Source organism: Allobosea sp. P2_B12 (genome assembly GCF_056404835.1).
Map to the genome: position 1 here is coordinate 867,352 of NZ_JBFUDG010000001.1, position 22,466 is coordinate 889,817.

Below are 22,466 nucleotides of genomic sequence, written 5' to 3' on the forward strand. Positions count from 1 at the left end.
CGGCCAGCCGAAATCCTCAGTAGGAGTAGTACATGGCGAACTCGACCGGGTGAGGCGTCATCTCGAAACGCATCACGTCCTGCATCTTGAGTTCGATATAGCTCTCGATGAAGTCGTCGTTGAAGACGCCGCCGGCCTTCAGGTAGGCGTTGTCCTTCTTCAGGTTCTCGAGCGCCTCGCGCAGCGAACCGCAGACGGTCGGGATCTTCTTCAACTCGCGCGGGGGCAGGTCGTAGAGATCCTTGTCCATCGCCGGGCCCGGATCGATCTTGTTGATGATGCCGTCGAGGCCGGCCATCAGCAGGGCGGAGAAGGCGAGATAGGGGTTCGCCATCGGATCGGGGAAGCGGACCTCGACGCGCTTGGCCTTGGGCGAGTTCGTCCACGGAATACGGCAGGAGGCCGAGCGGTTGCGCGCCGAATAGGCGAGCAGCACAGGAGCCTCATAGCCCGGGACCAGGCGCTTGTAGGAGTTGGTCGAGGGGTTGGTGAAGGCGTTCAGGGACTTGGCGTGCTTGATGATGCCGCCGATGTACCAGAGGCACTCCTGCGACAGGTCGGCGTATTTGTTGCCGGCCATGATCGGCTTGCCACCCTTCCAGATCGACTGGTGGACGTGCATGCCCGAGCCGTTGTCGCCATAGATCGGCTTCGGCATGAAGGTCGCGGTCTTGCCGTAGCTCTGCGCGACGTTGTGGATCGCATATTTGTAGACCTGCATGGTGTCGGCCATGTGGGTCAGGGTGTCGAACTTCAGGCCGAGTTCGTGCTGGGCCGAGGCGACCTCGTGGTGGTGCTTCTCGACCTTGGCGCCCATGGCCGCCATGGCCGCCAGCATTTCGCCGCGCATGTCCTGCGCCGAATCCTGCGGCGGGACGGGGAAGTAACCGCCCTTGGTGGCGATGCGGTGGCCGAGATTGCCGCCCTCATATTCGGTCGAGCCGTTGATCGGCAGCTCGACGTTGTCGAGCTTGAAGCCGGTATCGTAGGGGTCGGCGGAAATCTTGACGTCGTCGAAGACGAAGAACTCGGCTTCCGGACCGACATAGCAGGTGTCGCCCACGCCGGTGGACTTGAGATAGGCCTCGGCCTTCTTGGCGATGCCGCGCGGATCGCGGCCATAGGGCTCGCCGGTGGCCGGCTCGAGCACGTCGCAGGTGATGACCATGGTCGCCGCCGAGAAGAACGGGTCCATGACGGCGGTCGTCGGGTCGGGCATCAGCAGCATGTCGGACTCGTTGATCGCCTTCCAGCCGGCGATCGAGGAACCGTCGAACATCGTACCTTCGGCGAAGATGTCCTCATCGATCATGGTGATGTCGAACGTCACATGCTGCCACTTGCCGCGCGGGTCAGTGAAGCGGAAATCGACATATTTGACGTCGTTGTCCTTGATCGCCTTGAGGACATCCTTGGCGTTCTTCATCTCAGCATTCCTCTTATGGTCGTTTCTCAACTCATACGATCCGCGGGGTCGCCTGACCGCCGGGACGCCGATCTCGGGTCGGGATGAGCCCTCAGATCGCGTCCGCGCCGGTCTCGCCGGTACGGATGCGGATCGCCCCCTCCACCGTCGATACAAAAATCTTGCCATCGCCGATGCGCCCGGTCTGGGCCGCCTTCATGATCGCCTCGATGGCGCCTTCGACCATCTCGTCGGCGAGCACGATCTCGATCTTCACCTTCGGCAGGAAGTCGACGACGTATTCGGCGCCGCGATAGAGTTCGGTGTGGCCCTTCTGCCGCCCGAAGCCCTTGGCCTCCAGAACGGTGATGCCCTGCAGGCCGACCTCCTGAAGCGCCTCCTTCACCTCGTCCAGCTTGAACGGCTTGATGATCGCTTCGATCTTCTTCATGCGCCGACCGGCCTCCCTTGCGTGCCAACCCGATTCCGAAAAAACCGCCCGGAACCTTCGATCCGCCGCCCCGGCTGCGATCTGCCCGGCCCGGGCCGCGATGGCCCGGCCCGATCTCGCGGGGACGGCAAAAAACATCCTTGGAACTGCTCATAGCATCGGCGCATTCCCCCCGCCATGCGGCAGTACCGTTCTGGTGGCTAGATGATAGGGCAAAAAACAGATTATAAAATAATCAAATGCCTAATTCATAATCATATACATCGAAGTCGATCATGCTTGCCCCGGTTCGGCCGCTCTCCGATGATACCGCGATGAACCGACCGGATCTCACCGAACTTGCCTTGCTCGACGTCGCCGGGATGGCGCTGGCCGATCAGGCCGCGATTACCGCTGGCACGCAGGGCGTTCTGCTCATGGAGAAGGCGGGGCAGGCCGTCGCGGACGCCGTCATCAGACGAGCCAGGCCAGGCGCAAACGTGCTCGTGCTGTGTGGCCCCGGCAACAATGGCGGCGATGGCTTCGTTGCCGCGCGACTTCTGGCGGATCGTGGCCTGCGCGTGACGCTGGCCCTCAGTTGCGAGCGCTCGCGCCTGGCTGGCGATGCCGCGGCAATGGCGCAGCGCTGGAAGGGGGCGATCGAGTCGATCGCCGGCCTGCAGCCGGATCGATACGACCTCATCGTCGATGCGCTGTTCGGCGCCGGGTTGAGTCGGCCTCTGGAGGGTGAGGTCGCGACGCTGGTCGCTGCGGTCAATGCGTCGGGCCGGTCCGTGGTGGCGGTCGATGTCCCCAGCGGCCTCTCCGGCGATACGGGCGCGAGCCAGGGGGAGGTGGTCCGTGCGGCCCAGACCGTGACCTTCTTCCGCCTGAAGCCGGGCCATCTGCTCCAGCCCGGCCGCGCGCTCTGCGGCACAGTCACGCTCGCCGATATCGGCATCGCGCCCGAACTGGTCTTCACCGCCGACAGCCCAGCCACGACCTTCCGCAACGCCCCGGCGCTCTGGCGCGAGGACTGGCCGTCCCATGCCGTGGAAACCCACAAATACCGGCGCGGTGCCGTGCTCGTCGTGGCCGGCGGATTGGCTGGCGTCGGCGCCCCTCGGCTCGGGGCGCGCGCGGCGCTGCGGGTCGGAGCGGGCCTGGCCACGATCGGCTGCCGGCCGGAGGCTCTCGCCGCCCATGCCGCGCGCGGTCCCGATGCGCTGATGCAGCGGGCGGTCGCCGACAGCGAAGCGCTCGGCCGCCTGCTGGCGGAGCCGCGGCTGTCGGCCGTTCTGATCGGCCCGGCGCTGGGGCTGGATGCGCGTGCGAGGGAGGCCGTTATGGCGGTCCTGCGCGCCGGCGTTCCAGCCGTGCTCGACGCGGATGCGCTGAGCTTGCTGGCGCCACGCATTGGAAGCCTGAAGCGACTCGTAGCGCGGCGCGGCGGCGCCTGCGTGCTGACGCCGCATGAGGGCGAATTCGAGCGCCTTTTCAGCGCCGTACCAGAGATTGCGCAGACGCCCTCCAAGCTCGAACGGGCGCGCCGTGCGGCAGTTCATGCAGCCGCTGTCGTCGTCCTCAAGGGTCCCGATACGGTGATTGCTTCTCCCGACGGCCGCGCTGCCATCAACACGACCGGCTCGCCGACTTTGGCGACGGCGGGCTCGGGGGACGTGCTCGGCGGGCTCATCGCAGGCCTGCTGGCGCAGGGCATGCCGGCGTTTGAGGCGGCCTGCGCCGCTGTCTGGCTGCACGGGCGAGCGGGAGAAGAGGCTGGCATCGGGCTGATCGCAGATGATCTGCCGGAGGCAGTCATGCGGTTGCTGGGCGAGGTCGCGGGCAGCTAGCGCCACGCGCTCGCACGAAAAAACGGCCCGCCTTCCGAAGAAGGCGGGCCGCGACGCAACGTGCGGACTCAACTCACAGAGGTCGGGTCACAAAACCCTGGCCGGTCAGCTGCCGGAGTAGCTCACGGCCGGAGCGGTGGTGAGCTGCTCCTTGGTCATGGTGATCTTGCCGTGATCCGGATACATCGCCGGAGCCTTCGGAGCCGGAGCGGCGGCCGGAGCCGTCGCCATCGATCCACTGCCCGTGCTGCTGCCGCCCCCCGAGGGAGCCGGAGCCGGTGCCGCCGTGACCAGCGGCTTGTCGCTCCAGTTCACCTGCTCGAACGGGATCGCGACATCCTTCGAGCCCATGCCGAGGAAGCCGCCGACGCCGACCGTCACCATCTCGATCTTGCCGGTCTTGTCGAACAGAACCTCGGTGACGTCGCCGACCTTCTTGTCGTCAGGACCATAGATGTCGACGCCGATCAGCTTGGTCGCGCGCCACTTGCCCTGGCCGGCCAGATTGTTGGCGGGAACCTTGGTGGTCTCAGTCGCCGGAACTGGCGTGGCGGCCGGTGCGCTCGGCGATGGCGCGCTGGTCTGGGCGATGGCCGTCGCGGTCAGCAGGGCGAAACCGAGCGACGTCGCTGCAATATGACGTTTGAACATGATGTCCTCCTGAAGTATCCGCTTGGCAGCGGCTTGGGTAGGAAACGCCGATGACGATGTTTTGTTCACGATCGTCATCGACAAAATATCATTCATCTGGCAGCAGGCAGTAGTCGCGGCGTTTCGTCAAAGACATCACGCCGCCGGCATTTGGCCAGCGCTGGGGTGCCCAGCGTCGATCGGTATGGCAACATGCACACCGTCGCCTTGCAGCAACGGAACGCATCGAGATCGCCAGCGTTCCATTCCAAGGAAGAATTCATCCTGGATCTGGGCGCGCAGGGCAGCGTTGCGCCCGTTCAGGAGAGCCCCGATGGAGACCCCGATGCCCGCAAACGCGGTGACGATCGTTTTGGGAGAGGCGGAGTTGGCGGCCCTCGACCGCTCGATCCGCGATTCACGACCGGCGCTGACGCGCGAACAGGCGCTGTTGAAAATCGTGGCGGCCTGGGCCGCGGCTCAGCCGGGATCTGGCCCAGCGGAGGTCGATGAAGGCATGCGGCCGCACGAACTCAACGCCAGCAACGATGCGTGAACGGCCAGCGGCCCTGCCTCGGCCTGCCGGGAAGACATCCGCCATTCCGAGCGAACAGGTGTTTACCGTCAGTCCTGAGCCTCGTCGCGCCTGAGTTCGAAAGCCAGCATGGCGTCGGCAAGGGCCTGAAGTTCACGCTCCTTATCGCCGCTGTCCGGGGCTGCGTTCAACTCCTCGACGCGCTGCTGGGCGCGCTCGTAGTCTTCCTCGGTATGGATGACGATGGGCTCTTTCACGGTCGGTCCTTCCAGCGTGTCGCGTCGTCATGCTTGCGGTCCCATTGCTGGACCGCCTCGATCAAGGCATCGCGCTCGCGTTCCTCGTCCTCGCCACGTGTCGTAGCATCGAGGGCAGCGATCCGCTGCGTCGCCAGTTCGTAGTCCTCGATCGTCTCGATCCTGAAGCGGGCCCGGTCCTCTTCGCCGGAATGCGCCGCGTGCTCCATCCTTGCCCGCATCGATCATTCTCCCAAATCGTTGCGCTCCCGATCAAAGCAATACCTTTGGCGCGCCGTTCGGTTCCGCGTCCCGGCCCGACGCTGTCCCGGCCATGCCCGCTTAAGGCTTCCTCAAGTTTTCGCTGCGTGATTCGCTGACGAAGCGGGCCCGACAGAAGAGGGGCGGCTTCGCCAGCGAAGCCGATGCCAGAAGGCGATGTCATGACAAAACCCTTCGTCACCAAAGCCCTGTCCATGTTGGCGCTGGCCTGGCCCGCCATCGCGGCACCGTCCCCGGCGGCAGCATTCTGGCAGCGTTCCCAGGTCTCGATGTGCGCCGATGCGACGTCCGCGCAGGAACAGGCCCGCCACCGCTGCGATGAATTGCGGGCCTATGCCGATCCGGGCTGGCCGGCGCTAGGTCTCGGCGAAGCCGGCTATCGGGTCTACAAGCGTTTTACGCCTGGCGCGGGGCAGGCGCCGGCAACACGGCCTCCGGTGCGCCGGCTCGGCTGACGAAGCCGGTCGACGGGAATACGGATCGTGACAGGCGTCTGCCGAGGGCGCGTGGTGAGCGGGGAGGGGATCGAACCCTCGACCACATGATTAAAAGTCACGTGCTCTACCACTGAGCTACCCGCCCTCACTGGGGCGCTGACATAAGGAGGCGCCGGGCGCGGGTCAACCGCCGCGGGCCGACGCGCCGGGGAAAGCTTTCGGATGGCGCCGTCGCCACCGATCGTTAACCGCGGATAAACCAACCCGACATAGCGTGGCGTCATGGTCATCCGCCGTGGCGTCAGATCCGTTTTCATCACACTCGCGCTCTACCTCGTGTCGGGCGCGGCCGTGGCCTATTTCATGTTCCACGCCCAGCACGGCGCGCGCGGCCTCGAGGCGCGCGACACCCTGCAGGGCTCGCTGCGCGAAATGGAGACCGAGCTTGCCGGCCTGACCGCCGAGCGCAAGCTCTGGGAGCAGCGGCTTTCGCTCGTCCGCGACGAGGCCGTCGATCGCGACGTGCTCGAGGAGCGCGCCCGCGACAGTCTCGGCCGGGTCCATCGCAATGACGTCATTCTGATGGGGCGCTGACGGCGCGATCCAGGATACCGGCAAATAGTCACGGCTGTATCGATTAACTGGAATCGAGTTATTTTCTGAAATATACGCGATTTCAGTGATTTAGCTTATGGTGCAATGCGAGATAGCCGCCTCGCCAAGGGTTTTCCGATCCTCTACAACCAAGATCGAATGATCCTTGGAGGACCGCCGATGGCCGTTGCCGCGCGCAAGACGAAAGCTCCCGCCCAAGCCAAGGCCGCTGCGAAGCCGGCCAAGACGCGTTCCGCCAAGCCGGGAAGCGAGAAGGCGGCGGGGCCCGCGCCCAGCAACGTTCCGGTCTTCAGCAAGGACGAGGAGCTCAAAGCCTATCGCGCGATGCTGCTGATCCGCCGCTTCGAGGAGAAGGCCGGCCAGATGTACGGCATGGGCTTGATCGGCGGCTTCTGCCATCTCTATATCGGCCAGGAAGCGGTCGTCGTCGGCATGCAGATGGCCTCCAAGGATGGCGACCAGGTCATCACCGGCTATCGCGACCACGGCCATATGCTGGCCTGCGGCATGGAATCGCGCGGCGTGATGGCGGAGCTGACCGGCCGGCAGGGTGGCTATTCCCGCGGCAAGGGCGGCTCCATGCACATGTTCTCCCGCGAGAAGAACTTCTATGGCGGCCACGGCATCGTCGGCGCGCAGGTCTCGCTTGGTACGGGCCTCGGCTTCGCGAACTGGTATCGCGAGGATGGCCGGGTCTCTATGGCCTATTTCGGCGACGGCGCCGCCAATCAGGGCCAGGTCTATGAGAGCTTCAACATGGCCCAGCTCTGGAAGCTGCCGGTCGTGTTCGTGATCGAGAACAACCGCTACGCCATGGGCACCTCGGTCAACCGCGCCTCGGCCCAGACCGACTTCTCCCGCCGTGGCCTGTCCTTCGGTATTCCCGGCGAGCAGGTCGACGGCATGGATGTCCGCGCCGTGCGTGACGCCGCCAACCGCGCCATCGAGCACGCCCGCACCGGCAAGGGCCCCTACATCCTGGAGATGCAGACCTATCGCTATCGCGGCCACTCGATGTCCGATCCGGCGAAGTACCGCTCCAAGGACGAGGTCCAGCGCATGCGCGAGGAGCACGATCCGATCGAGCAGGTGAGGGGCCGTTTGACCCGCGACTTCAAGATTGGCGAGGACGAGCTCAAGGCGATCGACGCGAAGATCCGCGAGATCGTCAACGACGCGGCCGAGTTCGCGACGCATGATCCCGAGCCCGATCCGTCGGAGCTGTGGACCGACATCACGCTGGAGAAGGCGCGGGCCTGAAGCGCCCCGCCGCGATTGTCTCAAGGTCCCGCCGGGCCATTCCCATAATTCCCGCGTCTTTTCGCGAAATCCGGGTGCGTTCATGCCGATCGACATTCTCATGCCTGCCCTTTCGCCCACCATGGAACAGGGCAAGCTCGCCAAATGGCTGAAAGCCGAGGGCGACAGCGTCAAGGCCGGTGACATCCTCGCCGAAATCGAGACCGACAAGGCCACGATGGAGGTCGAGGCGGTCGACGAGGGCATCCTCGCCAAGATCCTGGTCGCGGACGGCACCGAGAACGTCGCCGTCAACACGCCGATCGGCGTGATCACGGCCGAGGGCGAGGATGCCAGCGCGGCTTCTGCGCCCAAGCCCGCCGCCAAGGCAGCCGAGTCCGAGGCGAAACCGGCCGAGCCCGAAGCGAAGGCTGCTCCCGTCGCGGACGCACCCGCCGTCTCGGCGCCGGCGACCGTGCCGGCCCAGGCGAGATCCTACGATTCTTCGGCTGAATTCCCTGCCGGCGCCGAGATCGTCACCATGACGGTGCGCGAGGCGCTTCGTGACGCCATGGCCGAGGAGATGCGCCGCGACGGCGACGTCTTCGTCATGGGCGAGGAGGTCGCCGAATATCAGGGCGCCTACAAGGTCACGCAGGGGCTGCTGCAGGAGTTCGGCGCCAAGCGTGTCATCGACACGCCGATCACCGAGCATGGCTTTGCCGGCATCGGCGTCGGCGCGGCGCTGACGGGCCTGAAGCCCATCGTCGAATTCATGACCTTCAACTTCGCCATGCAGGCGATCGACCACATCATCAACTCCGCCGCCAAGACGCTCTACATGTCCGGTGGCCAGATGGGCTGCCCGATCGTGTTCCGTGGCCCCAATGGCGCGGCCGCCCGCGTCGGCGCCCAGCACAGCCACGACTACAGCGCCTGGTACTCGAACGTGCCAGGCCTCAAGGTGGTGGTGCCCTACAGCGCCTCGGACGCCAAGGGTCTGCTCAAGAGCGCGATCCGCGACCCCAACCCGATCATCTTCCTCGAGAACGAGATCCTCTACGGCCGCACCTTCGAGGTGCCCAAGGGCGACGACTTCCTGATCCCGATCGGCAAGGCCAAGGTCGTGCGGTCGGGCAGCGACGTCACCATCGTCTCCTTCGGCATCGGCATGACCTATGCGCTGGGCGCCGCCGAGGCGCTGGCCAAGGACGGCATCGAGGCCGAGGTCATCGACCTCAGGACGATCCGGCCGATGGATATCGAGACGGTCATTGCATCGGTGCAGAAGACCAATCGCTGCGTCGCCGTCGAGGAAGGCTTCCCGCAGTCCGGCGTCACCGCCGAGATCGGCATGAAGATCATGGAAGCGGCGTTCGACTATCTCGACGCGCCGGTCATCCGCGTCACCGGCAAGGACGTGCCGATGCCCTACGCGGCGAATCTCGAGAAGCTCGCCCTTCCGAACATCGGCGAGGTCGTCGCGGCGGCCAAGGCCGTCTGCTACCGCTGAGAGGCTGACCGATGCCAACCAACATCCTGATGCCCGCGCTCTCTCCCACCATGGAGAAGGGCAATCTCGCCAAATGGCTGAAGAAGGAAGGCGACACGATCAAGTCGGGCGACATCATCGCCGAGATCGAGACCGACAAGGCGACCATGGAGGTCGAGGCGGTCGATGAGGGCATCCTGGCCCGGATCGTGGTGCCGGAAGGCACGGCGGATGTTGCGGTCAACGAGATCATCGGCGTGATCGCCGCCGAGGGCGAGGACGCCAAGGCTGCGCCGGCCAAGGCCGAAGCTCCCAAGGCTGAAGCGCCCAAGGCCGACGCGGCAAAGTCCGAAGTGCCGGCGAAGGCCGAGGTCGAGACGCGGCAGCCGGCGATGACCGCCGTGGCCGGCCTCAACACCGCCGGCAAGAGCGTCTCCGGCGACCGCCCCTTCGCCTCGCCGCTGGCCCGTCGCCTCGCCAAGGAGGCAGGGCTCGACCTGTCGAAGGTCCAGGGTTCGGGTCCGCATGGTCGCATCGTCGAGAAGGACATCGAGACCGCCAAGACCGGCGGCGGCGCCAAGGCTGCGCCTGCGACGGCTGCATCCGGCCCCGCGGCTGCGTCCAAGCCCGCCGCCGCTCCGCTCGCGTCGGGCCTGTCGGACGATGCTGTCAGGAAGCTGTTTGCGCCGGATTCCTATGAGGAAATTCCGCATGACGGCATGCGCAAGACGATCGCGCGCCGCCTGACGGAGTCGAAGCAGACGATCCCGCATTTCTACCTGACGGTCGATTGCGAGCTCGATGCGCTGCTGAAGCTGCGCGGCGAGCTCAACGACGCCGCGCCGCAGAAGGACGGCAAGCCGGGCTACAAGCTCTCGGTCAACGACATGGTGATCAAGGCGCTGGCGCTGGCCCTGCGCGCCGTGCCCGACGCCAATGTCAGCTTCACCGAAACCGCTTTGCTCAAGCACAAGCATGCCGATGTCGGCGTCGCGGTCGCGATTCCCAACGGCCTGATCACACCGGTGATCCGCGACGCCTGCCACAAGAGCCTGAGCCAGATCTCCAACGAGATGAAGGATCTGGCCAACCGCGCCAAGAACCGCAAGCTCAAGCCCGAGGAGTATCAGGGCGGCACCTCGTCGGTCTCCAATCTCGGCATGTTCGGCACCAAGGACTTCACCGCGATCATCAACCCGCCGCATGCGACGATCATCGCGGTCGGCGCCGGAGAGCAGCGCGCCGTCGTCAAGAACGGCGCGCTCGCCATCGCCACCGTGATGTCGGTGACGCTCTCGGCCGATCACCGCGCCGTCGACGGAGCGCTGGGCGCGCAACTGATGCAGGCCTTCAAGGGCTATATCGAGAAGCCGCTGGCGATGCTGGTTTGACGTATGGGCGATAATCCAAACGGACAGCATTTGGTGAGGAAGTTGGGCATCCGCTCAACGACACACCGATTTGCCTCTGTTTGGGTTCTCAAATGCACTGATTGCGCCGCCGAGTATGGCGCCAATAGCTGCGATGCCCACATTCGACGTTGTCCGAACTGCCAAGGCGGAAAGCCGGGCGAACCAACAGGTTGAGCAGCACCATGGCTGACTACGACATCATCATCATCGGCTCCGGCCCCGGCGGCTATGTTGCCGCCATTCGCGCCGCCCAGCTTGGCTTTAAGACGGCGATCGTCGAGCGCGAGCATCTCGCCGGCATCTGCTCGAACTGGGGCTGCATCCCTACCAAGGCGCTGCTGCGCTCGGCCGAGATCCTGCACTACGGCCAGCACGCCAAGGACTATGGGCTTGTGCTGGAAGGTTCGTTCAAGGCGGACCTGGCGGCGATCGTGGCGCGTTCGCGCGGCATCGCGGCGCGGATGAACAACGGCGTCCAGTTCCTGATGAAGAAGAACAAGGTCGACGTGATCTGGGGCGAGGCAACGCTGACCAAGCCCGGCACGATCAAGGTCGCCCCGACCAAAAAGCCGGCGATGCAGCCGCAGGTGCCGCCGCCGAAGAATGCCAAGGGCGAGGGCAGTTACACTGCCGACCACATCATCGTCGCCACCGGCGCCCGTCCGCGCGCGCTGCCGGGGCTGGAGCCGGACGGCAAGCTGATCTGGACCTATTTCGAGGCGATGACACCGCCGAAGATGCCGAAGTCGCTGCTGGTGATGGGCTCGGGCGCCATTGGCATCGAGTTCGCCTCGTTCTATCGCACGATGGGCGTCGAGGTGACGGTCGTCGAGGTGATGTCGCAGGTCGTTCCGGTCGAGGATGCCGAGATCGGCGCCTTCGCGCGCAAGGCCTTCGAGAAGCAGGGCATGAAGATCCTGACCGGCGCGAAGGTCACCAAGGTCGAAAAATCAGCGGATTCGATCACCGCCCATATCGAGGACGAGAAGGGCGGAAAGCAGACGATTACCGCCGACCGGATGATCTCGGCCGTCGGCGTCGTCGCCAATGTCGAGAATATTGGGCTGGAGGTGCTGGGCGTGAAGACAGATCGCGGCTTCATCGCGATCGACGGCTTCTGCAAGACCAACGTCAAGGGCATCTACGCCATCGGCGATGTGGCAGGGCCGCCGATGCTCGCCCACAAGGCCGAGCATGAGGGCGTAATCTGCGTCGAGGCGATCAAGGGCCTGCATCCGCATCCGATGGACAAGACGATGGTCCCGGGCTGCACCTATTGCCACCCGCAGATCGCCAGCGTCGGCCTGACCGAGGCCAAGGCCAAGGCAGCGGGCCACGAACTCAAGGTCGGCCGTTTCCCCTTCGTCGCCAATGGCAAGGCCGTGGCGCTCGGCGAGGATTCAGGGCTGGTCAAGACGATCTTCGACGCCAAGACCGGCAAGCTGCTCGGCGCCCACATGGTCGGCGCGGAAGTGACCGAGCTGATCCAGGGCTTCGTCGTGGCGATGAACCTCGAGACCACCGAGGAAGAGCTGATGCACACGATCTTCCCGCATCCGACCCTGTCGGAAACGATGAAGGAAAGCGTGCTGGACGCCTATGGCAAGGTGCTGAACGCCTGACGTCGCATTGAAATCCTGGTTCGGAAACACCTCGTCATCCCGGGCTTGACCCGGGATCCATCGTAGAGCGCAGTGCCCTCCGATGGATCCCGGAGTTCCGCTTCGCTGCGTCCGGGATGACGCTGTGGTTCCTGCGCGAAAATGCTCGGGCGACGCTGGATTTCTCGCCAACTTGCTCCCACAGTTGGGTGATGCCTCATCGCACCCGCAAGCCTCCCGACCCCGACCGCATCGTCCCCGACGACAGGGTCGAGGTCCTGCCGCCCGGCCGTGGCCTGGTGCTCGACTGGCGCGTGATCGCGCCGACGGTCGCGCTCGGCGTCGCCACGGGCTTCGTTGCGAGCCTGGTCGTGGGCGGCGGTGGGCTGTTGCGCCATGCCGTCGTCGGCGTGCTCGGCATGCTGGTGGGGCAGGGGCTGGTCAGACTGACCGGCTGGCGCGTCCGCACCGGCCATGCTTTGCTCGACGAGGCGGCGATGGCGGTCATCGGCGCCATTCTCGTCGTGCTGCTGGCGCGCTTCATCGCCTGAGGGAACTTAGGCGAAGTTCTGTCCGTTTCATGGGCGCGCATGCGTGCAGACTTTGGGGGACTACCAATGGAAAACTTCGCCGCCACGATGGCCCAGCCGGGCTATGGCTTCTTCGCGACCATCCTGATCGGCATGCTCGCCGGCTGGATCGCCGAGCGCCTGACCTCGTCCGATCACGGGCTCTTCACCAATATGCTGGTCGGCGTCGCCGGCTCCTTCCTGGGCAGCCGCGTCGCCGAACTGATGGACATCCAGATCTTCGGCTTCTGGCGCACGCTTGCGGCTGCGATCGCGGGCGCGGTCATCGTGATCGTGATCTGGAACGCGGCACGCGGCCGCAATTGATGCATCCGCATGTCCGGGCGGCGTGAGACGGGACTTGATGAGGTTGCCCTGCAGCGCCGGGGCGATTAGCTAGAGGACGGGCGGCGGCCAGAGGGCCGCCGCGATGGATTATGTCCCGATGGCCCTCGTCCTCGACCTGCTCAATCGCGATCCGCGACCGAATGTCGGCAATCCGAAGGCGGATGCGCCAAATGCTGCTTCTGGCGGAGTGCCGGAACCTCTGCGCCATCCCGAGAAGCAGAAGCGGCCGGAAAACCCGATCCTGCGCAAGCCGGACTGGATCCGCGTCAAGGCGCCGGGTTCGCCGAAATGGGCCGAGACCCAGAAGATCGTCAAGGAAAACAAGCTCGTTACGGTCTGCGAGGAGGCCGGCTGCCCCAATATCGGCGAGTGCTGGGAGAAGAAGCACGCCACCTTCATGATCATGGGCGACACCTGCACGCGGGCCTGCGCCTTCTGCAACGTCAAGACCGGCGTGCCGCAGCCGTTGGATGTGCTGGAGCCGGCCAAGGTCGCCCAGGCCGTCGCCAAGCTCGGCCTCGAGCATGTCGTGATCACCTCGGTCGATCGTGACGACCTCAAGGATGGCGGCGCCGAGCATTTCGCCCAGGTGATCCGCGCGATCCGCAAAGCCTCGCCTGCCACCACGATCGAGATCCTGACGCCCGACTTCCTGCGCAAGCCCGGCGCGCTGGAAGTCGTGGTCGCGGCGAAGCCCGACGTGTTCAACCACAATCTCGAAACGGTGCCGGGCAAGTATCTGACAGTGCGTCCGGGCGCCCGCTATTTCCATTCGCTGCGGCTGCTGCAGCGGGTCAAGGAGCTCGACCCGACGATCTTCACCAAATCCGGCATCATGGTCGGGCTCGGCGAGGAGCGGAACGAGATTCTGCAGTTGATGGACGATCTGCGCTCGGCCGATGTCGATTTCATCACGATCGGCCAGTATCTCGCGCCGTCGCGCAAGCACCACGCCGTGATCCGCTTCGTCACGCCCGAGGAGTTCAAGGGTTTCGAGGCGATCGCCTATGTGAAGGGCTTCCTGATGGTGTCCTCGACGCCGTTGACGCGCTCGTCGCACCATGCCGGTGAGGATTTCGCCCGCCTGCGCGCGGCCCGCGCCGCCAAGACCGGCTGAGGCTGCGACGCCTGCCATGCCGATGTTCAACAACACCCGCCGGGTGAAGCACAGCCCCGAGCAGATGTTTGCGCTCGTCGCCGATGTCGAGAAATACCCGCAATTCCTGCCGCTCTGCGAAGCGCTGACGGTGCGCCGCCGGACGCCGCGCGAGGGCGGCGGCGAGGTCCTGCTGGCCAATATGAGCATCGGCTACAAGGCGATCTCGGAAACCTTCACCAGCCGGGTGACGCTCGACCCCGTCAATCTCAAGATCCTGGTCGAGTATGTCGACGGACCGTTCCGCTATCTGGAGAACCGCTGGACCTTCAAGCCGCATGAGAGCGGCTGCGAGATCGGCTTCTTCATCTCCTATGAATTCGCCAGCCGGATGCTCGGGCTGCTGATGGGGGCGATGTTCGACAAGGCCTTCCGCAAATTCGCCGAAGCCTTCGAGCGCCGCGCCGACCTCGTCTATGGCGGCGGCGCTGCGACAGCACCGGTCACCGCGCCTTAAGCAGTTCGTGCGACTGTCCCCACGCTTGTTCCGGGGATATCGCATGGACGCGCCGACCACACATGCCGCAACCCGGCTCGAAGCCCGGCGCCTGGCGACGACCTTGCCGCTCTATGCGGGGACGATCTTCCTGTCGGCCTTCCTGCTCTTCGGCATCCAGCCGATGTTCGCCAAGATGGTACTGCCGCGGCTCGGCGGCTCTCCGGGCGTCTGGTCGGTCGCGATGGTGTTCTTCCAGACCGTGCTGCTGGCCGGATACGGCTATGCGCATCTCCTGGTCAGCCGTTTCACCGTTCGCCGCGCCGCCCTGATCCACATCGCGCTGATGGCGCTGGTCCTGCTGGTCGGCCTGCCGATCGGCATCGCCGCAGGCTTCGAGCGGCCGCCGCAGGAGGGCGAAGTCCTCTGGCTGGTCACGCTGTTCACCGCCTCGGTCGGCCTGCCGTTCTTCGCGGTCGCAGCCAATGGTCCGCTGCTGCAGGCGTGGTTCGCCCGTACCGGCCACGCGCATGCCAGCGATCCCTATTTTCTCTATGCCGCCTCGAATATCGGCAGCTTCCTCGCGCTGATCGCCTATCCCTTCCTGGTCGAGCCGTTCCTGACTCTCTCGGCGCAGTCCGTGGCGTGGACCTGGGGCTTCGGCCTGCTTCTGGCCGGAATCGCCGCCTGCGCGGGGCTGGGCCTCGGGCGCTCCGCCGACGCCACGGCCAGCGCGCAGGCCGCGCTCGTCCAGACCGACGTCCCGGTGCGCCAGAAGCTGAGCTGGGTTGCGCTCGCCTTCGTGCCCTCCGGGTTGCTCGTTGCCGTCACCGCGCATATCTCGACCGACGTCGCCTCGGTGCCGCTGATGTGGGTCGTCCCGCTGGCGCTTTTCCTGTTGACCTTTGTCATCGTCTTCCAGCGCAAGCCGCTGCTCAGGCACAGGTGGATGTTGCATGCGCAACTCGTCCTGGTCGCTGCCGTCATGCTGCGCACCGTCTTCCAGTTGAAGCTGGGCTGGGGCGTCGATTTGGCAATACATCTCGGCATGTTCTTCAGCACGGCGATGGTCGCGCATGGCGAACTCGCGCGCCGCCGCCCCGATGCCGCGAATCTGACTCAGTTCTATCTCTGGATGTCCGTCGGCGGGGTGCTCGGCGGGCTGTTCTGCGGACTGATAGCGCCGGCCATCTTCAACTCGGTCGTCGAGTACCCATTGCTGATCATCGTCGGCGTGCTTTGCCGGCCTCGCTTCAGGGCGATCCGCCTGCCGCGCCTCGTGCAGGTCGGGATCGCCGGCATTCTGCTCGTCAGCTTCGCCGGGCTGATCGTCCAGGAGCAGCAGCGCACCGACTCGATCCGCTCCTTCTTCGGCGTGAACAGAATCATCGACGGCGAGGACGGTCGCTTCCGTCGCCTCGTCCACGGCAGCACCATCCACGGCGCCCAGCGGTTGCGCAACGACGATGGCACTGTCGTGACCGGCAGACCGGAGCCGCTGAGCTATTACTACACCGGCGGCGGCATCGCCGACGGCATCGACGCGGTGCGTCAGGTGCGTGGTGGCGCGCTCGGTGCGGTCGCCGCGATCGGAGTCGGAACAGGCTCGCTCGCATGCCAGATGCGCCCCGGCGAGGCCTGGACCTTCTATGAGATCGACCCCCATGTCGTGCGTATGGCCACCGATCCGAACCGCTTCGGTTTCTTCAGCGCCTGCGCCCCGCAGGCGAGTTTCGTCCTGGGCGATGCGCGGCTGACGCTGGCCGACGCGCCGGCGGGCTCGCTCGACCTGATCGTGGTCGATGCCTTCTCATCGGATGCGATCCCGATCCATCTGATGACCACGGAGGCGATCGGTCTCTATCTCGCCAAGCTGAAGCCGGGCGGTGCGGTCCTGTTCCACATCTCCAACCGGAACATGGAGCTCGGTCCGGTCGTGACCGCCACCGGGCATGCGAAGGGTCTCACAACCTGGCTGCGCCCGCAGCGCCAGACGCCCGAACTGCTGGAGCAGATGAAGTTCTCACCCTATGTTGCCGTGATCGCGCGGCGGGCCGAGGATGTCGGCCTGCCTGCCGAGCAGGGCTGGGTCCGGCAGGACGGTCCCGGCAGCGCGCGCGCCTGGCGGGACGACTATGCCGACGTGATCGGCGCGATCTGGCGCAAGCTCGCGCGCTGAAATCCGCTCAGGGCAGAGCCGTCGCGGCTTCGCGCAATAGCTCGAGTGCGGTCAGCACCGAAAGCCGCCTGATCTCGTCGCGCGACAGCGGCCCGAAGCGCTGTTCGCGATGGGCTGTGCCGCCCGGGCCGGCGCAGGCGAAATGAACCAGCCCGACCGGCTTCCCAATGCTGCCGCCGCCCGGGCCGGCGATCCCGGTGATCGCGACGGACAGCGTGGCGGACAAGGCCGTCCGTCCACCCGTCGCCATGGCCCGCGCCACCGGCTCGCTGACCGCGCCATGAGCGTCGAGCAATTCCACTGGCACGCCGGCAAGCGCTATTTTGGCCGCGTTGGAATAAGTGATCAGCCCGCCGAGCACGACGTCGGACGAGCCGGCAATCGCCGTTAGCGCGCCGCCGACGAGCCCGCCCGTGCAGGATTCGACGGTCGCGACCGTGGCGCCTGCGCGTCGACATACCTCAAGCACGGCAGTGGCAAGCTTTGTGGTCTCTGCGTCGAACATGCCGCCGCTACTCCTGTTCCGGCAGCCGGACCGTCGCCGTGCCGAGTGCCGCAAGGCCTTCCCTGCGGCCGGTGAAACCCATCCGCTCCGAGGTCGTCGCCTTGATGGCGACCTGATCGACGCGGATCCCCGCGGCCACTGCGATGGCCTCCCGGATTGCTTCGCGATGAGGCCCGACCTTGGGCGCCTCGCAAACGATGGTGAGGTCGAGGAAATCGATGCGCCCGCCGCGCTGCCGTACACGCTCTGCGGCAAAGCTCAGGAAGCGATGCGAGGCGGCGCCCTTCCATTGCGGATCGCTCGGGGGGAAATGCGTGCCGATATCGCCTTCGGCCAGGGCTCCGAGCAGGGCATCGGTCAGGGCGTGGAGTGCGACGTCGCCGTCCGAATGCGCCAGCACGCCGCGATCATGCGCGATGCGAATGCCGCCCAACCAGACATGGTCGCCATCAGAGAAGGCGTGAACGTCGTAGCCGGTGCCGACGCGAACGACGAGACTGGCTCCGGCTGACGCGCCGGCGCGGACGAAGTCCTCGGGATGGGTCAGCTTCACATTGGCGGGCTCGCCTGGAAAGGTCGTGACGGGATGTCCGGCCCATTCCATCAGCGCGGCGTCGTCGGTGAAGCCGGCCTGGCCGGCGGCGAAAGCCGCCTGATGCGCCGCCAGCAGCGCCCCAAACCGGAAGGCCTGCGGCGTCTGCACGCTGACCAGCCGGTCGCGCGGCGGCGTCTCGGCGATCTGGCCGGCGGCGTCGATACGCTTGATCGTGTCCGTGACCGGCAGGGCCGGGATCGCCGCGATGCCGTCGGTGCCGACGGCCTTGATCGCGGCACCGATCAGCGCGGCGGAGACGAAGGGGCGGGCAGCGTCATGGACCAGGACCAGGCCGTCGAAGCCCGCCTCCGCCAGCGCCTCGAGACCCAGCCGGACCGAGTCCTGGCGCGTCTCGCCTCCCGGTGTCGGCGGCGACAGCCGGTCGTCGGTGATATGGGCGACTGCGCTTCCATAGCGTGCCTCGTCGCCGGCACCGATCACCACCGCGATCCGATGGATAGTCGGCTGCGCCAAAAACGGCGCCAGCGCGTGATCAAGAACCGGTCGTCCGCCGATCAGGCGATACTGCTTGGGGCCATCGCCGCCGGCGCGAAGTCCGCGACCGGCTGCGACAATGAGCGCCGCGACGGGCAGGGTGCTGTCATGTGGTTCGGCGGGCACGGCTATTGGTCCTGCATGAGGTTCGGTGATAGTCGCAGGAGCGGGGATCGCCAAGCCGGAAACGGCGCGGCAAGGTGCGACAAGGGGTGCGGCAAGGGGTGCGGCAATGACGCAATGCAATATCGGGCGAGGGCTCTTGCGCTCCTGCAGCAATGTCCAATAAATATGCACAATGCAGGTTGCCTCAAATTCAGGCTCTGACATGACCTCTCCGCTTCGCGCAGAGCTGGTGTCACGCGCGTTCCTGGCTCCGATGTCCGGCGTGACCGACATCGTCATGCGCCGCATCGCCGCCCGCCACGGCGCCGGCCTCGTCGTCTCGGAGATGGTCGCATCGGACGAGTTCGTTCGCGGCTCCGAGGAAGCGCGCATTCGGGCCGAAGGCGCCGGTATTTCGCCCCATGTCGTGCAACTCGCAGGCTGCGATCCGCACTGGCTCGGCGAGGCGGCGCGTCTGGCCGAGGCGAATGGCGCCGCGATCGTCGACATCAATATGGGCTGCCCGGCCAAGAAGGTCACGGGCGGCTGGGCCGGCTCGGCCCTGATGCGCGATCTCGACCACGCCGTGTCCCTGGTCGAGGCCGCCGTCGCCGCCGTGAAGGTGCCGGTGACAGTCAAGATGCGCCTGGGTTGGGACGATGCTTCGCGCAATGCGCCGGAACTTGCGCGGCGCGCCGTCTCGGCCGGCGCCCGGATGATCACCGTGCATGGTCGCACGCGTCAGCAGTTCTACAAGGGCGTAGCCGACTGGGCCGCGATCCGCGCGGTGCGCGAAGCAGGCGATTTTCCGCTCGTCGCCAATGGCGATATTCATGACGTCGCAGACGCGCAAACCTGCCTGTCGCAGTCCGGCGCCGATTTCGTCATGGTCGGCCGGGCAGCGTTGGGGCGCCCCTGGCTGGTCGGCGCGATCGGCGCTCAGCTGGCTGGACGGACAGCGCCCGAGCTCACGCTCGCGCAAAAGCTGTCGATGGCGCGCGAGCACTATGAGGGCCTGCTCAGCCTGATGGGGCAGGCCCATGGCGTGCGCCATGCGCGCAAGCACCTGGCGGCCTATGCCGACGACGCGGTCGCCAGCGGCGGCATCCCGGACCAGGACCGGCGCCGAATCCTCCTCACGGCAGACGAGCCGCGCCAGGTCATTGAGGCGCTGACGCGCCTGTTTTCTCCCGAATACAGCCGCGTTGCGGCCTGAAACCAAGGGTAACGCGTATGACGATGGCGTTCGCGGAGAGTGGCGGGAAGAGCATGGATGAATACCTGCTCGATCCAATCGAGATGCAGGCCCTCAACGTCCTGCCGATGCCGGTCGTGGTCGTCGGCGAAGGCCATGGCATCCTCTACGCCAACACCGCAGCCGAGGATTTCTTCCAGTCGAGCGCCGTCGTGCTCAAGCGCCAGCGCATCGATGACCTGATCGCCTTCGGCTCGCCGGTCCTTGCCCTCGTCGAGGAGGTCCAGCGGCGTGGCTCGAGCGTCAGCGAGTACCGGCTCGACCTGGGCTCGCCGCGCCTCGGCTCCGATCGGGTGGTCGATGTTTTTGCATCGCCGCTGCCCGGTCACGGCGATACCGTCGTCCTTATGCTTCAAGAACGGACAATTGCCGAAAAAATGGACAGACAACTGACCCACAGGGGGGCAGCAAGGTCCATCACGGCGCTCGGCGCCATGCTCGCCCATGAGATCAAGAACCCGCTTTCGGGCATTCGCGGGGCGGCCCAGCTTCTGGAAGCGACCGTTCCCGATAGCGAGCGCATGCTGACGCAGCTGATTTGCGATGAAACCGACCGGATCGTGAAGCTGGTCGAGCGGGTCGAGCTGTTCGGCGACGAACGCCCGACCGAGCGCGACCCGGTCAACGTTCATGACGTGCTCGACCATGTGAAGCGGCTGGCGCAGTCGGGTTTCGCGCGGCATATCCGCTTCAACGAAATCTACGATCCCTCCCTGCCTCCCGTCTCCGGCAATCGCGACCAGCTCGTCCAGGTCCTGCTGAATCTGGTCAAGAATGCTGCGGAATCGATCGGAACCCAGTCGATCGACGGCGAGATCACCCTGACCACCGCTTACCGGCCCGGCATCCGCATGCAGCTCGCGGGCTCGTCGAGCCGAATCGCCCTGCCGCTCGAAATCGGCATCCGCGACAACGGGCCGGGCGTGCCGCCGGACCTGCTCCCCCATCTCTTCGATGCCTTCGTCACGACCAAGGCGCAGGGCAGTGGCCTTGGACTTGCACTTGTCGCCAAGGTGATCGGCGATCACGGCGGAATCGTCGAATGCGAATCCGTCTCTCGCCGCACGACGTTCAGGATTCTGCTGCCGCTGCACCAACTTCGGGCGCGGCAGACAGCGTAAGGCCTACAGGACCACAGTGAATGCCGACCGGTAACATTCTTGTCGCGGACGACGATGCCGCGATCCGCACCGTGCTCAATCAGGCCCTTGCCAGGGCGGGATACGAGGTGCGAACGACCGGCCAGGCGGCGACGCTCTGGACCTGGGCCGCGCAGGGGTTGGGCGACCTGATCATCACCGACGTGGTGATGCCCGACGGCAATGCCTTCGACCTGCTGCCGCGCATCAAGCGCGTGCGGCCCGATCTGCCGATCATCGTGATGAGCGCGCAGAACACCTTCATGACGGCGATCAAGGCGTCCGAGCGCGGCGCCTATGAATATCTGCCAAAGCCCTTCGACCTGAAGGAGCTCGTCGCGATCGTCGGCCGCGCCTTGTCGCGCCCGCGCGGCGACAGCGGCCGCAGCCCAGCCTCCGAGCCCGACGACATTCCGCTGATCGGCCGGTCGCCGGCGATGCAGGACGTCTACCGGGCACTGGCCCGGCTGATGCCGATCGACCTGACCGTGATGATCAACGGCGAGTCCGGCACCGGCAAGGAACTGGTCGCGCGGGCGCTGCACGATTACGGCAAGCGCAAGAACGGCCCGTTTGTCGCGATCAACATGGCGGCGATCCCGAAGGACCTGATCGAATCGGAGCTCTTCGGCCATGAGAAGGGCGCCTTCACCGGCGCGCTGACGCGCTCGTCGGGCCGCTTCGAGCAGGCCGAGGGTGGCACGCTCTTCCTCGACGAGATCGGCGACATGCCGATGGAAGCTCAGACGCGCCTGCTGCGCGTGCTCCAGCAGGGCGAATACACCACCGTTGGCGGCCGCACGCCGATCAAGACCAATGTCCGCATCGTCGCCGCGACGAACAAGGATCTCCGCATCTCGATCGCCCAGGGGCTGTTCCGCGAGGATCTGTTCTTCCGGCTGAACGTGGTGCCGATCCGGCTGCCACCCCTGCGCGAACGCGTCGAGGACATTCCGGATCTGGCGCGTCATTTCTTCACGCTAGTGGAGAAGGAGGGGCTGCCGCGCAAGCAGATCGATTCGGAAGCGATGGACGTGATGCGTCGCTATCGCTGGCCGGGCAACGTTCGCGAGCTTGAGAATCTCGTACGACGTCTGGCGGCACTTTATCCCCAGGAGACCATCACGGCGCCCATCGTCGATGCCGAGTTGCAGCCGGCGAGCGCGACGACGAGCTTTGCCGGCGGTTCGTCGCAGGAGCGCGCCGAGACCCTGTCCGGTTCCGTCGAGCGCCACCTCACTCAGTATTTCGGCGGGTTCGGCGACAACATCCCGCCGCCCGGTCTCTATCATCGCATTTTGCGCGAGGTCGAGCCGCCGCTGATCGCCGCAGCGCTCGCGGCGACGCGCGGCAACCAGATCCGCGCGGCGGAGTTGCTGGGCCTCAACCGCAACACGCTGCGCAAGAAAATCCGCGAACTCGACATGCAGGTGGTGCGCTCGCCACGCTGACTAGGACGGGTGGCCTGAAGCCCGCCTTTCATATGTCATATTTTGACAACACCGTTGCGGCGGCGC

General features: G+C 65.8%; 23 protein-coding genes and 1 tRNA gene. 16 read left to right on the forward strand and 8 right to left on the reverse strand.

All coding sequences use genetic code 11. The annotated features are described in order from the left end of the window. Positions 1-16 precede the first annotated feature (16 nt). Together glnA and AC1DYU_RS04205 are read right to left on the reverse strand one after the other, a co-directional pair. Positions 17-1,426 (reverse strand): type I glutamate--ammonia ligase, encoded by a 1,410-nt coding sequence (gene glnA, locus AC1DYU_RS04200; RefSeq protein ID WP_158482650.1) that lies wholly within the window; start codon positions 1,424-1,426, stop codon positions 17-19. 91 nt (positions 1,427-1,517) lie between these two features. Beyond that, complete coding sequence (locus tag AC1DYU_RS04205) at positions 1,518-1,856, reverse strand: P-II family nitrogen regulator (RefSeq protein WP_054207854.1); 339 nt, start codon at positions 1,854-1,856, stop codon at positions 1,518-1,520. A 314-nt stretch (positions 1,857-2,170) separates the two neighbouring features. Here AC1DYU_RS04205 and AC1DYU_RS04210 point away from each other — a divergent pair, with 314 nt between their 5' ends. Continuing rightward, positions 2,171-3,688: an NAD(P)H-hydrate dehydratase gene (locus AC1DYU_RS04210; RefSeq protein WP_476790535.1), complete on the forward strand. Its 1,518-nt coding sequence runs from the start codon at positions 2,171-2,173 to the stop codon at positions 3,686-3,688. A 105-nt stretch (positions 3,689-3,793) separates the two neighbouring features. Here AC1DYU_RS04210 and AC1DYU_RS04215 read toward each other — a convergent pair whose 3' ends face one another. After that, positions 3,794-4,339 carry a PRC-barrel domain-containing protein gene (locus AC1DYU_RS04215; protein ID WP_476790536.1) on the reverse strand — a complete coding sequence of 182 codons (546 nt, stop codon included), beginning with the start codon at positions 4,337-4,339 and terminating at the stop codon, positions 3,794-3,796. A 367-nt stretch (positions 4,340-4,706) separates the two neighbouring features. On the opposite strand from AC1DYU_RS04215, the gene AC1DYU_RS04220 reads away from it, so the two are divergent. After that, positions 4,707-4,874 carry a hypothetical protein gene (locus AC1DYU_RS04220; protein WP_476790537.1) on the forward strand — a complete coding sequence of 56 codons (168 nt, stop codon included), beginning with the start codon at positions 4,707-4,709 and terminating at the stop codon, positions 4,872-4,874. A 68-nt stretch (positions 4,875-4,942) separates the two neighbouring features. Here AC1DYU_RS04220 and AC1DYU_RS04225 read toward each other — a convergent pair whose 3' ends face one another. Both AC1DYU_RS04225 and AC1DYU_RS04230 read right to left on the reverse strand, forming a co-directional pair. Next, positions 4,943-5,110, reverse strand: a complete 168-nt coding sequence (locus tag AC1DYU_RS04225) for a hypothetical protein (protein WP_476790538.1) — start codon at positions 5,108-5,110, stop codon at positions 4,943-4,945. After that, positions 5,107-5,331, reverse strand: coding sequence for a hypothetical protein (locus AC1DYU_RS04230; protein WP_476790539.1), 225 nt, complete (start codon positions 5,329-5,331; stop codon positions 5,107-5,109). Before AC1DYU_RS04230 ends, AC1DYU_RS04225 begins: the two co-directional genes overlap by 4 nt. 201 nt (positions 5,332-5,532) lie before the next feature. Here AC1DYU_RS04230 and AC1DYU_RS04235 point away from each other — a divergent pair, with 201 nt between their 5' ends. Further along, positions 5,533-5,826, forward strand: a complete 294-nt coding sequence (locus AC1DYU_RS04235) for a hypothetical protein (protein ID WP_158482654.1) — start codon at positions 5,533-5,535, stop codon at positions 5,824-5,826. Positions 5,827-5,878: 52 nt separating this feature from the next. Here AC1DYU_RS04235 and AC1DYU_RS04240 read toward each other — a convergent pair. Continuing rightward, positions 5,879-5,953: transfer RNA gene (locus AC1DYU_RS04240), tRNA-Lys, on the reverse strand. 137 nt (positions 5,954-6,090) lie between these two features. Between AC1DYU_RS04240 and AC1DYU_RS04245 the strand changes: the two genes are divergently transcribed. The 10 genes from AC1DYU_RS04245 to AC1DYU_RS04290 all read left to right on the forward strand — a co-directional run bounded on the left by AC1DYU_RS04245 (position 6,091) and on the right by AC1DYU_RS04290 (position 16,855). Then, complete coding sequence (locus AC1DYU_RS04245) at positions 6,091-6,402, forward strand: septum formation initiator family protein (RefSeq protein WP_158482655.1); 312 nt, start codon at positions 6,091-6,093, stop codon at positions 6,400-6,402. Positions 6,403-6,582: 180 nt separating this feature from the next. Further along, entirely contained in the window at positions 6,583-7,683 is a 1,101-nt protein-coding gene (gene pdhA / locus AC1DYU_RS04250; RefSeq protein ID WP_476790540.1) for a pyruvate dehydrogenase (acetyl-transferring) E1 component subunit alpha, read from the forward strand. Between the two features lie 82 nt (positions 7,684-7,765). Further along, positions 7,766-9,175, forward strand: coding sequence for a pyruvate dehydrogenase complex E1 component subunit beta (locus AC1DYU_RS04255; RefSeq protein WP_476790541.1), 1,410 nt, complete (start codon positions 7,766-7,768; stop codon positions 9,173-9,175). Between the two features lie 11 nt (positions 9,176-9,186). Then, complete coding sequence (locus AC1DYU_RS04260; RefSeq protein ID WP_476790542.1) at positions 9,187-10,545, forward strand: pyruvate dehydrogenase complex dihydrolipoamide acetyltransferase; 1,359 nt, start codon at positions 9,187-9,189, stop codon at positions 10,543-10,545. Between the two features lie 203 nt (positions 10,546-10,748). Beyond that, on the forward strand, positions 10,749-12,188 hold the full coding sequence (gene lpdA / locus AC1DYU_RS04265) for a dihydrolipoyl dehydrogenase (protein ID WP_476790543.1): 1,440 nt from the start codon (positions 10,749-10,751) through the stop codon (positions 12,186-12,188). A gap of 191 nt (positions 12,189-12,379) precedes the next feature. Beyond that, a complete protein-coding gene (locus AC1DYU_RS04270) occupies positions 12,380-12,718 on the forward strand; it encodes a GlsB/YeaQ/YmgE family stress response membrane protein (RefSeq protein WP_476790544.1) in 339 nt (112 codons plus the stop codon). 66 nt (positions 12,719-12,784) lie between these two features. Beyond that, positions 12,785-13,063: a GlsB/YeaQ/YmgE family stress response membrane protein gene (locus tag AC1DYU_RS04275; RefSeq protein ID WP_158482661.1), complete on the forward strand. Its 279-nt coding sequence runs from the start codon at positions 12,785-12,787 to the stop codon at positions 13,061-13,063. 118 nt (positions 13,064-13,181) lie between these two features. Then, positions 13,182-14,201, forward strand: a complete 1,020-nt coding sequence (gene lipA / locus AC1DYU_RS04280; protein ID WP_476790545.1) for a lipoyl synthase — start codon at positions 13,182-13,184, stop codon at positions 14,199-14,201. Positions 14,202-14,217: 16 nt separating this feature from the next. After that, on the forward strand, positions 14,218-14,697 hold the full coding sequence (locus tag AC1DYU_RS04285; RefSeq protein ID WP_158482663.1) for a type II toxin-antitoxin system RatA family toxin: 480 nt from the start codon (positions 14,218-14,220) through the stop codon (positions 14,695-14,697). A 43-nt stretch (positions 14,698-14,740) separates the two neighbouring features. Continuing rightward, positions 14,741-16,855, forward strand: a complete 2,115-nt coding sequence (locus AC1DYU_RS04290; protein ID WP_476790546.1) for a fused MFS/spermidine synthase — start codon at positions 14,741-14,743, stop codon at positions 16,853-16,855. A gap of 7 nt (positions 16,856-16,862) precedes the next feature. Here AC1DYU_RS04290 and AC1DYU_RS04295 read toward each other — a convergent pair whose 3' ends face one another. After that, the gene (locus AC1DYU_RS04295; protein WP_476790547.1) at positions 16,863-17,360 is read right to left on the reverse strand and encodes a CinA family protein; all 498 of its coding nucleotides are present in this window, start codon (positions 17,358-17,360) and stop codon (positions 16,863-16,865) included. A 7-nt stretch (positions 17,361-17,367) separates the two neighbouring features. Then, positions 17,368-18,576 carry a bifunctional 2-C-methyl-D-erythritol 4-phosphate cytidylyltransferase/2-C-methyl-D-erythritol 2,4-cyclodiphosphate synthase gene (locus AC1DYU_RS04300; RefSeq protein WP_476790548.1) on the reverse strand — a complete coding sequence of 403 codons (1,209 nt, stop codon included), beginning with the start codon at positions 18,574-18,576 and terminating at the stop codon, positions 17,368-17,370. Positions 18,577-18,778: 202 nt separating this feature from the next. On the opposite strand from AC1DYU_RS04300, the gene dusB reads away from it, so the two are divergent. The 3 genes from dusB to ntrC are packed head-to-tail and all read left to right on the forward strand — an operon-like array spanning position 18,779 to position 22,400. Further along, positions 18,779-19,771: a tRNA dihydrouridine synthase DusB gene (gene dusB / locus AC1DYU_RS04305; protein ID WP_476790549.1), complete on the forward strand. Its 993-nt coding sequence runs from the start codon at positions 18,779-18,781 to the stop codon at positions 19,769-19,771. A 53-nt stretch (positions 19,772-19,824) separates the two neighbouring features. Continuing rightward, complete coding sequence (locus tag AC1DYU_RS04310) at positions 19,825-20,931, forward strand: ATP-binding protein (protein WP_158482667.1); 1,107 nt, start codon at positions 19,825-19,827, stop codon at positions 20,929-20,931. A 20-nt stretch (positions 20,932-20,951) separates the two neighbouring features. Further along, complete coding sequence (ntrC, locus tag AC1DYU_RS04315) at positions 20,952-22,400, forward strand: nitrogen regulation protein NR(I) (protein WP_476790550.1); 1,449 nt, start codon at positions 20,952-20,954, stop codon at positions 22,398-22,400. Positions 22,401-22,466: the final 66 nt, after the last annotated feature.